Source organism: Stenotrophomonas bentonitica (assembly GCF_002887735.1).
GTDB classification, from domain to species: domain Bacteria; phylum Pseudomonadota; class Gammaproteobacteria; order Xanthomonadales; family Xanthomonadaceae; genus Stenotrophomonas; species Stenotrophomonas bentonitica_A.
The window spans coordinates 52,737-68,058 of record NZ_PKQP01000003.1 but is presented as its reverse complement, the minus strand read 5'-3'; the positions used below and the strand labels follow the sequence as shown (position 1 = coordinate 68,058).

Here is a 15,322-nt window from a genome sequence, read left to right as displayed (position 1 = left end):
CGGCCCGCTCCTGAATGCGCAAGGCGCTCAGTGTAAGGTCAGTGAAGCGGTTCCGGCTCGTCCACGAACATCTGGGTTTCCATCCAGGCGTAGGCAGCCTCTGCCCCGGGCTGGTTGAACAGCACCATCAGCACGACCCACTTGAGGTCGTCCAGGTCCAGCTCGTCCTGGTCCAGCGCCATCGCACGGTCCAGTACCAGCTCGCGCTGGCTGGCGTCGAGAATCCCGTGCTGCTCCAGGAACATCAGGAAACCGCGGCTTTCCACGTCCAGCTTGTCCAGCTCGGGGCCATGGAAGATCCGCACCGGGCCGTTGACACGGCCCAGCACGACGGCCGGGCGCTGCTCGGCGAGCGCGTCCAGCCAATCGAAGGCTTTGTTGATCTCGGTGGGGCTGAAGCCGGCCTGGATCAGGCCGTTCTGGAGGGAGTCGCGGTCGCGGATGAGGTCCGCGTCTTCGCTGAAATAGTGTTCGAACAGGTACAGCAGGACATCCAGAATGCTCTCTTTCATTGCCCCTCGGCCTGCGTCAACGACGCTGTGGAGGTGAAGAAACTAGGGTTTTCGACAGTAGCGACCATGGGCGGCCATTACCTTTCCATCCAGTTCCATGACCAGCAGCATGGCCGACAGCTGGGCCGCCGTCAATCCGCTGCGCTGGATCAGTGAATCCATACCCGTTGGGTCGTGATCCAGGGCTTTCCACAAGCACTGGTAGTCCGGGTCGGTGTAGGAAGGGGCGCGCTCGGGCGCCGGTCGTGCCTGTTCAGTGGGGGCGTCCAATCGGGTTCGCAAGGCCCCGGCCAGGGTCTGGGCCAGGGCGGTCAGGCCGGCGGTCACCTCCGCCGGCTCCTCGACCAGCGCCGCACCCTGCCGGATCAGCCGGTGGCAGCCGCGGGCCCGTGGGTTGCGGATCGAGCCGGGTAGGGCGAACACCTCGCGGCCCGCCTCGGCGGCGCAGCGGGCCGTGATCAGGGCCCCCGAGCGCTGGGCGGCCTCGATGACCAGGGTGCCCAGGCTGAGGCCGGCGATGATGCGGTTGCGTGCGGGGAAGTGCGCCTGGCTCGCCGGCATCCCGGGCGCGTATTCGCTGACCACCGCGCCGGTGGCGGCAATCCGTTCATGCAGGGCGGCATGCCGGGGCGGGTAGGTCTGGTCCAGACCGGTGGCCACCACGGCCACGGTCATGCCCCGGGCGACCTGCAGGGCGCCCTCATGGGCCTGGGCATCGACCCCGGTCGCCAGGCCGCTGATGATCGACCAGCCATCGCCGGCCAGCGCGGTGGCGAAGGCGTGCGCGTGCTCGCGGCCGCCGGGGGAGGGCGAGCGGCTGCCGACCACCGCCACCGCCGGATGCCACAGGCGCGTCGGGTCTCCGTCCACGAACAACGCCACGGGCGGTTCCTCGATCTGGGCCAGCAGCGCCGGGTAATCGGGATCGGTGAGGGCCAGCAGGTGGTGGCGTTCGTCTGCCAGCCAGGCCAGGCCGTGGGCCAGATAGCCTTCGTCCGGCAAGGCCAAGCGGGCGCGTTGCGCGGGGCTGCATCCGGCGGCGCGCCAGGCGCCCGGACCGGCGCGCAGCGCCGCGGCCGCGTCCGGGAACTGGCGCAGCAGGCGCAGGCGGGGCGGCAGGGCGCCTCCGGCGAGGACGACGGTGAGCAGGGCGGTGGAGGAGGCAGGGCAGCAGATGGGCATCCGCTTACCCTGAGGCGCAAACGACGACGGCGCCCTAGGGCGCCGTCGGAGGGCAGGGTAGGATTCCGCCGCGCTTACTGCTTATCGGGATGCAGTGCCGAATAGCCGACGTGGACCGGCTTCACGCCTTCCATCACCAGCGCGTAGCTGACGTTCTCGAAGGTGCGGAACACCATCGCGTGGGCGGCGTACTCGTCCGGCAGGGTGACCCGGCCGGCACCGCTGGTCAGCGAATCGTCCATCCGCGACGAGTTCGGGTAGTCCATCCGGTGGGCGACGTGACGGCCCTGGCGCCACAGCGAGAACACGGTGCCGTTGTCGACCCCGTTGGCGCTGCCGGCGGAGATCGCGATCACATCGCGCGGACCGCCCGAGGTGAAGGTGTCGGCCACCGCCAGGACGCGCACATCCAGATCGGCGGTCTGCGGGGCGGGCACGTGCGGCACGAACTGCAGATCGTACGGGCGGGCTTCGACCGGCACCAGGCGATCACCGGCGCGCACTTCGCGGCCGTCGACCTGGCCCTGCAGCACCAGCGAGGTCACCTCGACATCGCCGCTCTGCACGCGGCTCACCGTGCCGACGTTGATCTGGGCCAGTTCGTAGCCCAGCGTCTGGTGGCGCTTGCTGGGCACGATGAAGGCTTTCCAGACATTGCCGCTGCCGGGCGTGGTGTCGCCGCGGGCGTTCAGGTCTTCGGTCGGCTTGGGCAGGGCGTACTGCACGGTCGGGCGGACCACCGCGTAGCGCTGGCCGACCTGGGCGTTCTCCAGGCCCCGCACATAGGCGGTCTGCCCGGTGGTGGCACGCAGGCGGTTGTCTTCCAGGTTGACCACATACGGCAGCGACTTGACCTCGTCGACCACGCTCAGCTGCTTCAGGAACGGCTCGACCTGCTCCAGCGGTACGCCGTTGATCGGGGCCTCCTGGCGCGGGCCGGGCTGGGCCACGACGCGGTCCAGATAGGCCAGGCTGAGCACGTCACCCGGGTAGATCAGGTGTGGATTCTTGACCTGCGGGTTGGCCTGCCAGATCTCCGGCCATAGCCAGGGCTTCTGCAGGAAGCGCGCCGAGATATCCCACAGCGTGTCCCCTTTGCGCACGACATAGGTATCCGGGTGCCCGCCATTCATTTCCACGGCGGTAGCATAGGTAGCAACGGTCAGCATCGCCACGGCGACGACCGTACGAGTTCGTTCAAACATAGATGTGGTGCCTGATTCCCCAACAGGTTCGCGCACTATAGTCCAGAAACCGGGGCGCGGGGCAAGCGTTGGCGATAGAATCGCCCTGTACGCCGCTTCGACCGGCGCCCCCTACCGGTATTTGCCATGGCCCTCCTGCCCATTCTCGAATTTCCCGATCCGCGCCTGCGTACCAAGGCTGCGTTGATCGATGCCGCCGACGTGACCACGCCGGCGTTCCAGACCCTGATCGACGACATGTTCCAGACCATGTACGACGCCCCGGGCATCGGCCTGGCCGCCAGCCAGGTGGACGTGCACAAGCGCTTCATGGTGATCGATGTCAGTGAGGAGAAGGACACCCCGATGGTGTTCATCAATCCTGAAATCGTCGCCAACGAAGGCGGCCAGGTCTACCAGGAAGGCTGCCTGTCGGTGCCGGGCATCTTTGCCGACGTCACCCGCGCCAACCAGATCACCGTGCGTTACCTGGACCGCCATGGCGTGGCCCAGGAACTGACCACCGACGGCGTGCTTGCCGTGTGCGTGCAGCACGAGATGGACCACCTGGACGGCAAGCTGTTCATTGATTACCTCTCCCCGCTCAAGCGCGAGATGGTGCGCAAGAAGCTGGCCAAGCAGCGCAAGCACGTTGCCTGAGGTGAGGGCAGAGACCGCCGCGCGGGCTGACCGCGCGACGGGTCCTGTTGCGCGGCGCCGGACACCGGCGCCGTTTTACTTTCTGTTAGTGGGGTCGCCATGAAGATTGTCTTTGCCGGTACGCCGGCGTTCGCCGTGTCCTCGCTGCGTGCCGCCGCCCGCCACCATGAAGTGGTCGCGGTGTACACGCAGCCCGATCGCCCGGCCGGCCGTGGCCGTGGCTTGGCACCGTCGCCGGTCAAGCTCGAAGCGATCGCGCGCGGCATCCCGGTGTTCCAGCCGGAAAGCCTGAAGACCCCCGAAGCGCAGCAGCAGCTGCGCGATCTGGCGCCGGACCTGATGGTCGTGGTGGCCTACGGGCTGATCCTGCCCAAGGCGGTGCTGACCATCCCGACCCACGGGTGCTGGAACGTGCACGCCTCGCTGCTGCCGCGCTGGCGCGGTGCCGCGCCGATCCAGCGTGCGATCCAGGCGGGCGACGCCGAGACCGGCGTGTGCCTGATGCAGATGGAGGCGGGACTGGATACCGGCCCGGTGCTGCTCAAGCAGCACATCGCGATCGGTGCCAACGATACCGGCGGCCAGTTGCACGACCGCCTGGCCGAGCTGGGCGCGCAGGTGCTCTCCGACGGCCTGGGCCTGCTGCGCGCGGGCATCAAGCCGATCGCCCAGCCGCAGCCCGAGGCGGGCGTGACCTATGCGCACAAGCTCGACAAGGCCGAAGCCCGTCTGGACTGGGCGCAGGACGCCGACGCGCTGGCGCGCACCGTGCGTGCGTTCAATCCGTGGCCGGTCGCCGAGGCGATGCTGGTCGGCGAGCGTGTACGCATCCATGGTGCGATCGCGCTGGATGACAACCAGGGCAAGGCGCCGGGCACGCTGCTGGCCGCCTCGCGCGAGGGCATCGACATCGCCTGCGGTCACGGCGCGCTGCGCCTGCGCGTGCTGCAGCGCGAGGGCGGCAAGGCGATCACCGCCGCCGATTACCTCAATGCCCGCCGCGACCTCGTGGCAGGTGCCTGAGATGACGACGCCCCGTCCCGCCAAGCCTGCTGGCGCGTACACCGCCCATACCGCCCCCGGGGTACCCACCCGTGTGCTGGCCGCGCGCGTGCTGGCCCAGGTGATCGGCCGCGGCCGCTCGCTCAAGGCCGAGCTGGCCACCGCGTTGCCGACCCTGGACGACAGCCGCGACCGCGCGCTGCTGGAGGCGCTGTGCTTTGCCGTGCTGCGCCGCCGCGCGGCCTATGACGCGGCGCTGGCGCAGTGGATGCCGCGGCCGCTGAGCGTGCGCGAAGACGAGCTGCGCGCGCTGCTGCTGGTCGGCTTCGCCCAGCTGGACGCGCTGGAACTGCCGGCGCACGCCGCGCTCTCGGCCACGGTCGACGCCGCGCGCGCGATGGGCCGTGATCGCCAGGCCGGCATGGTCAATGCACTGCTGCGCCGCGCCCAGCGCGAAGGCATTCCGCCGCTGCCCGCGCGCGACGCCTTCCCGCTGTGGATGGCCGAGAAGATCGAACAGGATTGGCCGGACGAGGCCGAAGCCGTGTTCAGCGCCAGCCTGCAGGCCGCGCCGCTGTGGCTGCGGGTCAACCGCCAGCACAGCAGTCGTGACGCGATGCTGCAGCAGTTGGAGGCCGCCGGTATCGCCGCCGAAGCATCGAGCGTGGGGGCCGATGCGATCCGCCTGCCGGTGCCGGTCGCAGTTTCGGCGCTGCCCGGGTTCGCTGATGGTGCGTTGTCGGTGCAGGATCTGTCTGCCCAGCAGGTGGCCGATGCGCTGGCGCCGCGCCCGGGTTCGCGGGTGCTTGATGCCTGCGCCGCACCGGGCGGCAAGGCGGCCCATCTGCTGGAGCGCGATCCGACCCTGCAGCTGTCGGCGTTGGATATCGATGCGCGCCGGCTCAAGCGCATCAGCGACACCTTCGCGCGCACCGGCGTGGGCCAGAACGCGAAGGTGCTGGCCGGCGATGCGGCTGCGCCGGCCAGTTGGTGGGATGGGCAGTTGTTCGACACCATCCTGCTCGACGCCCCCTGTTCGGCCACCGGTATCATCCGCCGCCAGCCGGACGTGCTGGTGCACCGCCGGCCCACCGACATCGAGGCACTGATCGCCCTGCAGGCACGCCTGTTGGATGCGTGCTGGTCGATGCTCACGCCGGGCGGAACCCTGCTGTATGCGACATGCTCGATCCTGCGCGATGAAAATCAATTCCAGGTCGAGGCCTTCCTGCAGCGCACGCGTGATGCGGGCTTCCTGCCGTTGGGTGACGCGTATGGCCACGATTCCTGGGCCGGGCGCCAGCGCCTGCCCGGTGAGGACGGTGCTGACGGCTTCTTCTATGCGCGTCTGCTAAAGAAGGGTTGATCCGAACCCGGCTAGAATCCCGCCCCATGCTTAAAAACCGCGCATCCCGAGAGTTCTGGCTGCTTGCCCTGATGGCCCTGCTGGTGCTGGGGGCAGGCCTGGGCATGCGTGATCCGTGGCCGTCCGACGAGCCCCGCTTCGCACTGGTCGCCAAGCAGATGGTGGACAGCGGCGACTGGTTGTTCCCGCACCGGGGCACCGAGCTGTATTCGGACAAGCCACCGATGCTGATGTGGTCGCAGGCTGCGCTGTATTCGCTGATCGGTGATTGGCGCGTGGCGTTCCTGCTGCCCTCGCTGCTGGCCGCGCTGGGTACGCTGGCCTGTGTCTACGACCTTGGCCGCCGGCTGTGGACGCGGCGGGTCGGTCTGTATGCCGCCTGGGCGCTGCTGTTCGCGCTGCACTTCACCTTCCAGTCCAAGAAGGCCCAGATCGACCCGCTGGTGGTGTTCTTCATCACCTTGGCCAACTACGGCCTGCTGCGCCATCTGCTCAGTGGCCCTGCGTGGCGCTGGTGGTGGCTGGGCTGGTTCGCCGCCGGGCTCGGGGTGATCACCAAGGGCGTGGGCGTGATTGCACTGCTGATGATCCTTCCGGCGGCGGTGGCCTCCGTACTCGGCTGGCCGCGGGTCAAGCTGCACTGCCGCGACTGGCGTTTCTGGCTAGGCCCGCTGGCGTTCGTGCTGGCGATCGCGCTGTGGCTGGTGCCGATGGTGGTGACCGCGCTGGGCAGTGGCTCGGCCGAGTACCGGGCCTACCTGGACGACATCCTGTTCCGGCAGACCGCCAAACGCTATGCCCAGTCCTGGGATCACCACCAGCCGTGGTGGTACTTCCTGGGCACGATGCCCTCGATGTGGATCCCCGGCTTCCTGGCGATTCCGTGGGCGATCCCGGCCTGGCGCCGGCGCCTGCAGCGGCGCGATGCGCGCTACCTGCTGCCGCTGGTGTGGTGGCTGTTGATCGTGCTGTTCTTCTCGATCCCCAACGGCAAGCGCGACGTCTACATCCTGCCGGCGCTGCCGATGTTCTGCCTGGCGCTGGCACCGCTGCTGCCGGGGCTGCTGCGCAAGCGTGCGTTCCAGTGGCTGCTGGGCGGCTTCGTGGCCCTGCTGGCGGCCGGCCTGCTCGGCATCGGCATGTCCATGCTGGTCGGGCAGCCGGGCTTCGAACGCAAACTGATCCTCGACCGTGGCATCGATACCGCGGTGACCTCCGGCCTGGGCTGGGTCGCGGTCGCACTCGGCTGCTGGGCCGTGCTCACCCTGTGCATCGCCGGCGTGCGCCGCTTCCACCTGGCCGTGGTGGCGACGCTGACCATGGCCTGGGTCGCATTCGGGCTGATCGGCTACCCGCTGTTCAACGACTCCAGTTCCGCCCGCGGCCTGATGCAGCAGGTCGGCCAGCGCATCGGTCCAGACGCCGAACTGGGCCTGGTCGCCTGGAAAGAGCAGAATCTGCTGATGGCCGACCGGGACGCCGCCACCTTCGGTTTCAACCGACGCTGGGACCGGCAGTTGGTCGATGGTGTCGCCTGGCAGGCGGCCCAGCCGCAGCAGCGCTGGCTGCTGGTGCAGGAAGACGCGCTGCTGGCCTGCGTGGACCGCACCAGCGCCGAACTGGCCGGGGTTGCCAACCGTCGCCGTTGGTGGTTGGTGAGGCCGGGCGATATCCATGGGCCCTGCGTGGCCAGCGCCGAAGAGCAGGAGCGCGAACGCGCGCTGCACCGGATCGATGGCGATGAGTGAGGTCTGCACTGCTGGCGGCCTGCCCGGGCGGGAACCGCAGGACCGTGGGCGCCGGTCGCGTCCAGTGCAGTCACGGGCCTGCGTGCCTGCGTGTGGCGATCGAGGTTGGCAATGATGTTTTCCCGTGGATCCGAGCCGGCCACGCCTGTTTCCCTGCCGCCGCTGCAGGGGCGTGCCGGCGTGGCGCACTGGATCGCCACCGTGGGCCTGTTCTGCATGCCCGCCCTGGTGCTGACCCTGCCGCAGAACCTGCTGCCGTACGGCATCCTTCTGCTGCTGAGCACGCTGCTGGCGCCGGACTACCTGTGGCGCGCGCGTGGCCTGGCCGGGCGGCCGGTGAAAGTGCTGGCCTGGCTGGTGGTGGCCGCGATCGCCTTCGCGCTGCTCTCGATCCATCTGTTCGAGCAGGGGCTGCGCGATATCGACAACCGGTCGCGGTTCGTCGTGATCCCGTGGATCGCCTTGTGGGTGTGTGCCTTGCGGCCGGATATCCGCTGGCTGTGGGCAGGTGCCCTGGCCGGCCTGCTCGGCACGATGGTGCTGTCGATCCTGCAGGTGGCCGGGGGCGCGCCGCGTGCCGACCTGAGCACCAATGCGATCGTGCTGGCCGACATCGTGCTGGTGCTGATGGTGCTGCTGGTCTTCTGCCGGCCACACCAGCGCTGGACCTGGGTGATCGTGGGCATGGTCGCCGGCTGCGTGACCATCGTGCTCAGCGGCAGCCGCGGCGTCTGGCTGGCGCTGCTGGCGCTCCTGGTGGTGATGGCGATGAGCCTGCGCTGGCGCACCGGGCGTGCGCGCCTGGGCGTGCTGCTGGCACTGGTGGCGATCGCCGGCACCTTGACCCTGACCATCCCGAGCCTGCGCGAACAGGTCCGCCTGACCGAGCTCAAGCACGACGTGGTGCGGATGGAGCGCGGCGACAGCGACTCGTCCGCCGGAGCGCGCGTGGAGCGGCTGCAGGTGGCCTATGAAACCTTCCTCGACCATCCCCTGACGGGGGTGGGCATCGGCCATTTCGACAGCGCCATGCAGCGCCTGCCGGTGTGCAGGGATGATCCGAGTGAGCAGCGCTGCCACCTGGGCCATGCGCACAACGATCTGGCCGAATGGGCCGCGACCCAGGGCGCCCCGGGCCTGCTGTTGCTGCTGGCGATCTATGGCGTGCCGCTGTGGGTGTTCACCGGTCTGCACCGGCGCAGCGGCGAGCAGACCTTCCGTGGCCCGGCCGCCGCCGGGATCATGGTGGTGGTGACCTATGTGCTGTGCGGGATCACCCAGTCGATGTTCGCGCACCAGATCACGGCCAGCTTCTACGTCACCATCGTCGGCCTGCTGGCCGGGTTGTCGATCGTCCAGGGCAATACCCGGCGCCTGGCGTTGGCGCGGGCCCAGGCCCAGGCTCAGGCGTCGGGCTGATTCCGCGGCGGGTCGGTGACCGGCTGCCCGTTCTGCAGCATCCACAGCATGATGGTCTTCTGGCGCACGTAGTTGGCGCGCACATAGGCGTAGACCAGCCCGTGCCAGCCATCGCGGAAGCCGCCGCGCAGCAGCAGCCCGCGCCAGAACCGCCACGCCGGCGCCAGGATCAGCTTGGGCAGGGTGGCGCGCTTGCCCCGCGCGAACTCGTGCTCGGCCATCATCCGCGCGTAGCGCTGGGTCTTGAGCAGCTGCTGTTCCAGCGAGCGGTAGGGGTAATGGATCAGATCACCACGCAGGGTGCCCACCGCGCCATCCACGCTGGCCGCCTCATGGATCTCGCGCTTGCCGCGCCAGCCGCCATGGCGGCGGTCGAACAGGCGCAGGACCCGGTCCGGGTAGGCATTGCCATGCTTCAGGAACTTGCCGAAATACGCGGACAACCGCGCGAAACGGTAGCCGTGGTGGCCGGCGAAGCCGGCAGCCTGCGCGGTCAGGATCGCCTCGCGCAGGGCGTCGCTGATGCGCTCGTCGGCATCCAGGCACAGCACCCAGTCGTGGGTGGCCTGCTCGACGCAGAACGCCTTCTGGCTGCGGAACCCATCGAACCGGCGCTGCAGCGCCCGCGCCCCGGCCGCCGTCGCGATCGCCACCGTGGCGTCGGTCGATTGCGAGTCCACCACGACGATCTCGTCGCAGAAGGCCAATGAGGCCAGACAGTCGCCGATGCGGTCGGCTTCATTGAACGCGATAATGCAGGCCGAAATGCGAGGCCGTTCAGTGGGAGCGGTCGAGGAGGACATGATGGCCGAGTACCTGCTGTTTGCGACGGAGCGTTATGCGCTGCCCATTCTCGCCCCTCTGGCGCAGGCGTTGCACGCATCCGGTCAATCGGTGTCGGCCTGGTTCGCCGATGGCGCCGCCGGCGCATCGCTGCCCGGCGTGCCCAACGTCGGCCTGAAAGAGGCGCTGGCGCTGCGCCCACGTGCGGTGTTCAGTGCCGCCAACTGGGTGCCGCCGTTCATCGCCGGGGCCAAGGTGCAGGTGTTCCACGGTTTCAACGTGCAGAAGCGCGACAGCGCCCGTGGCCACTTCCGGGTGCGGGGACTGTTCGATCTGTACTGCACCCAGGGCCCGGCCACGACCGCCCCGTTCCGCGAGCTGGCCGCGCGCGAGGGCCACTTCGCCGTGGCCGAGACCGGCTGGCCCAAGCTGGACCCGCTGTTCCGCGATGACGGCGGCCTGAGCGCGGGATTGCGCGTGCCGGCCCAGGGCCGCCCGGTGATCCTGTTCGGTTCGACCTTCACCGAGCGCTTGAGCGCGGCGCCACACCTGTACGACCAGATCGCGGCCGACATCGCCCGCGGCGATCACTACTGGCTGCTGACCCTGCACCCCAAGTGCGCGCCGGAGCTGTTCGATCGCTACCGCGCGCTGGCTGGCCCGCATGCGCGCTTCATCGAGCCCGAACAGGTGATGGCCGCGCAGCGCGCCGCCGATGTGCTGGTCTCGGACACCTCCTCGATCGTGTCCGAGTTCATCGTGCAGCACAAACCCGTGGTCACCTTCCGCAACCGGGTGCCGCAGCCACACATGATCGATTTCGACGACGCCACGCAGCTGCCCGCGATGCTGGCCCAGGCGTTGGATCCGGCGCCGGCGTTGATGGCCGAGATCCGGCGCTACGCCGATACCATCCACCCGTTCCGCGATGGCTATTCCTCCGAGCGGGTTATCGCCGCGACCGAGGATTTCCTGTCCGGCGAACTCGGCACGCTCAAGCGCAAACCGTTCGGTGCGTGGACGCGCGGCCTGCAGATCCGCAGGGATCTCGGGTATTGGGGACCGGCGAAGCGGTAAGGCAGGGTTTGCGATGCCTGCCGGGATGGCGAGGAGCCGGCCAGCGGCCGGCACTACCGGGCAGATCGACGTGGATGCTCATCACCAGGTAGATCCACGCCATGCGTGGATGCTCTCCTACCAGCGCAGGCGGCGCTTGGCCAACGCCCGGCCCAGCTGCTCGTACACCGCGCGTGCTTCGGCCTCCGGCAGGTACTGCAGCACCAGCGGCGTGCCCATGCCCGCGCCGGCGGTATCCAGCCACACGCTGGCCGTGCCCAGCCGGCGGTCCAGCGGCGAGCGGGTCAGACGCAGCGCCTGCAGCTTGTCCAGCTCTGCAAAGCGCCACCAGCGCTGCCACCAGCCGCCACGCACGGCCACGTAGTCGTCATCCAGGTGATAGCCGATGCGGTCCATCTGCCGGTGCGCGCGGAATGCCGACCACGGCAACCACAGCAGCAACAGCGCGCCCCACGGACCGCCCTGCCAGATCGCCGCCGCCGTCAGCAGCGGAACGATGCACAGCGCGCCCAGGTACAGCCGCCACCAGCCGCGCCTCTGAACCGGCTGCCAGCGCGCCGGCGGCCACTGCAGGTGCGGCAGCAGATGCTGGACCAGCCCATCGCACACGGCCGGCGTCGCCAGCGGCGCGAGTTCGCGCAGGTCACGCCGCTCGCCTTCGCCGGGGTTGCCGGCCGCGATATCGATGCGCAGTTGGCGGCGCTGGAACCAGCGCTGCAGGGCCGTCTCGCGCAGCGTCCAGGCCTGGATCCGGCGCCGCGCCACGCTGGTGCGCATGCGCGTCAACAGTCCGCTGGCCACGGTCAGCCGACGCTCGTGCTCACTGAGCCGGAAACCGTAATAGCGCAGCAGCGCGAGCACCACCGAGAGCACCCGCAGCAGCACCCAGAAACCGGCCACGGCCAGCACTGCGGCAATCGCCCAGAGCCACATGCCAGGGTGCAGGTGGCTGGCATAGCCGAAGGCCTGGCGCCCGCCTGCTTCGATCACATCGGACACGCTGCCACGCGGGAACAATTGCAGCATCGCACCCAGCACTGCCACCACCACGACCCAGCCGCGGTTGGACAATAGCCCGATGCGGATGACCTCGCCGGGGCCCAGCGCCAGCAGCACGTCCTCGGCAGGCTCGGCAAGCGCCGCCTCGCCCTCGGCCGCGGCCGGCGCTGCCTGGCCACGCTGGCGGACCAGCCGCTCCAGTGCGAGTGCCTGGTCCAGCTTGAGCACCCGCATCTCTGCTTCGGGTCGGTTGCCGCCGGCCGATTCCAGCTTCAGCTCGGCCACCCCGAACAGGCGGTGCAACGGGTTCTGGTGCACCACCACGTTGTGGATGCGGGCGAAGGGAATCTCGCGGCGATTGCGCGCGAACACGCCGCTGCGCACCGTGATTGCCGTCGCCCCGATCCGGTAGCGGTAAGTGAGGTACTGCAGCACCGAGTACGCCACCAGCACCACCACGGCGATCACCGGGCCGATCGACAACCAGAACTCATCGCGGTCGCCGCGCTGGCCGAACACCACCAGCGCGATCAACGGCACCAGGCCCTGGCGCAGCTGCATCAGCAGTACGAACAGCCACGACCAGGGATGCAGCCGCTGCTCCGGCGCGGCATCAAGCGGCGGCGGAATACTCACAGGGCGTCGTCGTCCTGGTCCAGCTGGTGCGCCAGGGTATCGCGCAGGCGCTCGGCATCGGCGCTGTCCAGGCCACTGAGTGTGACCGCGCTGAAGCGGCTGCCGGCGGTATGCACGACCAGCGTGCTCAACCCGGCGCTGCGTTCGATCGGGCCACGCCGCAGATCCAGGTGCTGCACGCGCGAAGTCGGTACGCGGGTTTCGTTCTGCCAGAGCAGGTCACGGCGCAGCCCGAGCCCTTGGGCATCAAGCCGCCAATAGGTGCGGCGCTGGCGGCGGAAGGCGAGCGCGGCACCGATCAGTGCGCCCAGCAGCACCACGCCGGCCGCGCCCCACCAGCGCCCCGGCAGATCGAACACCACCCACAGCGCACCGAACGCACCGCCGATCAGCAGCGCGCCGGCGATCGCGCCACCGAAGGCGGCCAGCGAGGCCGAACGCAGCGGCAGCGGTTGCCAGTCCGGCGCGGCGGGCGACGGCGGCAGGGGCGGCGGCACGGGAGTGTCGAGGAGATCGGACAAGGCAGGGCGCTCGGCTGGAAACGGGCCGGGCGCATGCGTGCAGGTGCAACCGCCCGTGGCGCAGACGGTAGCAGGTTGCCGTGGGCTATTGCGCGGCCTGGATCAGCGCATCCACATCGAGCAGGTGGCCGGCGCGTTCGGCCTTGGTGCGCAGGTACTGTTCGTTCTCGGCGGTGATGTCGCCGGTGACCGGCACGCAATCGACCACGTCGATGCCGGCATTGCGCAGGCGCTGGGCCTTGGTGGGGTTGTTGCTGAGCAATTGCACGCGGGTCACGCCCAGGCCCTGCAGCATCGCCACGGCACTGCCGTACCGGCGCTCATCGGCACCGAAGCCGAGCTGGGCATCGGCGTCGATCGTGTCCAGGCCGTCGTGCTGGTACCCGTAGGCGCGCATCTTCGCGGCGATGCCGGTACCACGGCCTTCCTGGTCCAGGTACAGCAGCACGCCGCCGCCAAGCTCTTTGAGCTTGCGCAGGCCACGCCGCAGCTGGTCGCCACAGTCGCACTTGAGCGAGCCGAACAGATCGCCGGTCAGGCAGGAGGAGTGCACGCGCACCGGCACCACGGCGGACAGGTCCGGCGTGCCGACGATGATCGCGACCTGGTCACGCTGGGCCACGCCGCCGCGGAACACCGCGAATTCGGTCATCCCGACCTCGCGCAGCGGCACCGGCGAGCGGGCCACCAGTTCATACGCATGCGCGGCCTGTTCGGCGCCCTGGCTCAGGTCGCACAGCGAGACCTGCGCACAGTCGTCGAAGCGGCGGTCATCGGCGGTCAGCAGCACGCCGACCATCGCCGGCAACAGCAGGCCGAGGCGGGCGATCTCCACCGCGGCATCGTCCAGCGCTTCGCCACCGGTCCAGCCCGGCGGCATCGCACCCGGGTCGCGCAGGTAGCTGAGCGAGGGCAGGGCATCGAAGTCGATGCCGGCCAGCGGCACGCGCGCGCCACGTTCGGCACTTACCCCGAGCACGCGGGCGCGGGTGGCGGTGAGGAACAGGTAGTGGCGATCTTCCGCGGCGGCGGCGAAGGCGGTGAAGCTGGTGCGGGTGCTGCTGTCCAGCGCGATGAAGGCCAGGCGCTGGCCGTGGCCATCGTCGATCACCACCGGGCGACCGGCGCGCAGTTCGGCCACCGCGCGCTCGCAGCGGATCGCGGCCGGGTCGCCGAACAGGGAAGAAGCAGAAGACATGGCAGGGGCCGTGGGGGACATCGTGGTTTCCACAGTGGGGACGGAAAGCGCCGATTCAATCGCGCCAAGGGCGCGACGCTGCGTCGCAGTCAGTGCGGATGGTCCTCGGTGGCGTAGGGATCGTCCTCGCCGCTCTGCGGTGGACGCAGCGTATAGCGCTTGTAGGTCCACTGATACTGCGCCGGATCGCGCCGGGCGATGCGTTCGATCCCGGCATTGAGGGCGCTGGCGGCGGTACGCGGGTCGGGATCGGCCACGGCCGGCGGAGCGGCCTCGATGTGCAGCGCGAAGTCCATGTCCGGGCCGATCCGCTCGCACCAGCCGTACAGCACGGTCGCGCCGGTGCGCTCGGCCAGCCGGTTGACCAGGGTCATCGTCAGCGCCTCCACCCCGAAGAACGGCGCGAACACCCCGTCGCCGGCCTTGGGCTGCTGGTCGGGCAGGATGCCGGTGGCGCCGCCGTCCTTGAGCACCTTGAACAGCTGGCGCACGGCCGGGCCCTCGGCCCGGACCTGCTGGACGTTGTCGCCGCCACGGACCAGCTGCAGGAAGGCATCGCCCACCGCTTCATCCGGGGCCTTGTAGACGATCGCGATCGGGCCGCGCGAGGCCAGCCACTGGTTGAGCAGCTCCCAGTTGCCGTAGTGCGGGGCGGCCACGATCACGCCGTTGCCGGCAGCCAGGGCGGCGTCGTACAGCGCCTCACCGTGGCGCTCGGTGAGCCGGGCCAGGTTGCGCTCGCGCGGCTGGGTCCACAGGCGAAGGGTTTCGATCGCCTGCAGCGCGGTGGAGCGCAGCACGTTCCGGTGCAGCGCCGCGCGTTCGGTATCGCTGAGTTCGGGGTAGGCCAGCTCAAGGTTGCGGCGGGTGACGCGGCTCTCACGGGCGTTGAGACGGATCCACAGCCAGGCCAGCAGCGTCGCGACGGCACGCAGCCAGGACCAGGGCAGGCGGGTGAACAGGGCAGCGGCGCGGTACGCCAGGCGGGCAGTGGTGTGCGGTTTCATCGCTGCGAAGTCTAGCCGCTGGCGGCCA

Annotated in this window: 14 protein-coding genes; 6 read left to right on the top strand and 8 right to left on the bottom strand. The window is 69.5% G+C overall.

Annotated features, from left to right (window positions below; all coding sequences use genetic code 11):
- Positions 1–38 precede the first annotated feature (38 nt).
- The 3 genes from C0R07_RS07455 to C0R07_RS07445 all read right to left on the bottom strand — a co-directional run bounded on the left by C0R07_RS07455 (position 39) and on the right by C0R07_RS07445 (position 2,899).
- Positions 39–512, bottom strand: coding sequence for a DUF494 family protein (locus C0R07_RS07455; RefSeq protein WP_019183583.1), 474 nt, complete (start codon positions 510–512; stop codon positions 39–41).
- Positions 513–554: 42 nt separating this feature from the next.
- Positions 555–1,694 (bottom strand): DNA-processing protein DprA, encoded by a 1,140-nt coding sequence (gene dprA, locus C0R07_RS07450; RefSeq protein WP_102788577.1) that lies wholly within the window; start codon positions 1,692–1,694, stop codon positions 555–557.
- 74 nt (positions 1,695–1,768) lie between these two features.
- The gene (locus C0R07_RS07445) at positions 1,769–2,899 is read right to left on the bottom strand and encodes a LysM peptidoglycan-binding domain-containing protein (RefSeq protein WP_019183585.1); all 1,131 of its coding nucleotides are present in this window, start codon (positions 2,897–2,899) and stop codon (positions 1,769–1,771) included.
- 126 nt (positions 2,900–3,025) lie between these two features.
- Here C0R07_RS07445 and def point away from each other — a divergent pair, with 126 nt between their 5' ends.
- The 5 genes from def to C0R07_RS07420 all read left to right on the top strand — a co-directional run bounded on the left by def (position 3,026) and on the right by C0R07_RS07420 (position 9,073).
- Positions 3,026–3,538: a peptide deformylase gene (gene def / locus C0R07_RS07440; protein ID WP_019183586.1), complete on the top strand. Its 513-nt coding sequence runs from the start codon at positions 3,026–3,028 to the stop codon at positions 3,536–3,538.
- Between the two features lie 99 nt (positions 3,539–3,637).
- Positions 3,638–4,561 carry a methionyl-tRNA formyltransferase gene (gene fmt, locus C0R07_RS07435; protein ID WP_102788576.1) on the top strand — a complete coding sequence of 308 codons (924 nt, stop codon included), beginning with the start codon at positions 3,638–3,640 and terminating at the stop codon, positions 4,559–4,561.
- A gap of 1 nt (position 4,562) precedes the next feature.
- Complete coding sequence (gene rsmB / locus C0R07_RS07430; RefSeq protein ID WP_102788735.1) at positions 4,563–5,906, top strand: 16S rRNA (cytosine(967)-C(5))-methyltransferase RsmB; 1,344 nt, start codon at positions 4,563–4,565, stop codon at positions 5,904–5,906.
- Between the two features lie 26 nt (positions 5,907–5,932).
- On the top strand, positions 5,933–7,654 hold the full coding sequence (locus C0R07_RS07425; protein ID WP_102788575.1) for an ArnT family glycosyltransferase: 1,722 nt from the start codon (positions 5,933–5,935) through the stop codon (positions 7,652–7,654).
- A 111-nt stretch (positions 7,655–7,765) separates the two neighbouring features.
- Entirely contained in the window at positions 7,766–9,073 is a 1,308-nt protein-coding gene (locus tag C0R07_RS07420) for an O-antigen ligase family protein (protein ID WP_083298769.1), read from the top strand.
- On the opposite strand, the gene C0R07_RS07415 is transcribed toward C0R07_RS07420, so the two are convergent.
- Complete coding sequence (locus C0R07_RS07415; protein WP_070472087.1) at positions 9,058–9,876, bottom strand: glycosyltransferase family 2 protein; 819 nt, start codon at positions 9,874–9,876, stop codon at positions 9,058–9,060. The genes C0R07_RS07420 and C0R07_RS07415 overlap by 16 nt on opposite strands.
- Here C0R07_RS07415 and C0R07_RS07410 point away from each other — a divergent pair.
- On the top strand, positions 9,875–10,933 hold the full coding sequence (locus C0R07_RS07410) for a CDP-glycerol glycerophosphotransferase family protein (protein ID WP_070472083.1): 1,059 nt from the start codon (positions 9,875–9,877) through the stop codon (positions 10,931–10,933). The two genes, C0R07_RS07415 and C0R07_RS07410, sit on opposite strands and share 2 nt — an antisense overlap.
- Before the next feature lie 117 nt (positions 10,934–11,050).
- Here the strand turns inward: C0R07_RS07410 and C0R07_RS07405 are convergent, their stop codons facing one another.
- The 4 genes from C0R07_RS07405 to C0R07_RS07390 all read right to left on the bottom strand — a co-directional run bounded on the left by C0R07_RS07405 (position 11,051) and on the right by C0R07_RS07390 (position 15,294).
- The gene (locus tag C0R07_RS07405; RefSeq protein WP_102788574.1) at positions 11,051–12,568 is read right to left on the bottom strand and encodes a PH domain-containing protein; all 1,518 of its coding nucleotides are present in this window, start codon (positions 12,566–12,568) and stop codon (positions 11,051–11,053) included.
- Positions 12,565–13,065 carry a PH domain-containing protein gene (locus C0R07_RS07400; protein WP_026069838.1) on the bottom strand — a complete coding sequence of 167 codons (501 nt, stop codon included), beginning with the start codon at positions 13,063–13,065 and terminating at the stop codon, positions 12,565–12,567. Before C0R07_RS07400 ends, C0R07_RS07405 begins: the two co-directional genes overlap by 4 nt.
- A 109-nt stretch (positions 13,066–13,174) precedes the next feature.
- Complete coding sequence (gene ribA / locus C0R07_RS07395) at positions 13,175–14,287, bottom strand: GTP cyclohydrolase II RibA (protein WP_102788573.1); 1,113 nt, start codon at positions 14,285–14,287, stop codon at positions 13,175–13,177.
- Positions 14,288–14,376: 89 nt separating this feature from the next.
- Entirely contained in the window at positions 14,377–15,294 is a 918-nt protein-coding gene (locus tag C0R07_RS07390) for a lauroyl acyltransferase (protein ID WP_102788572.1), read from the bottom strand.
- Positions 15,295–15,322: the final 28 nt, after the last annotated feature.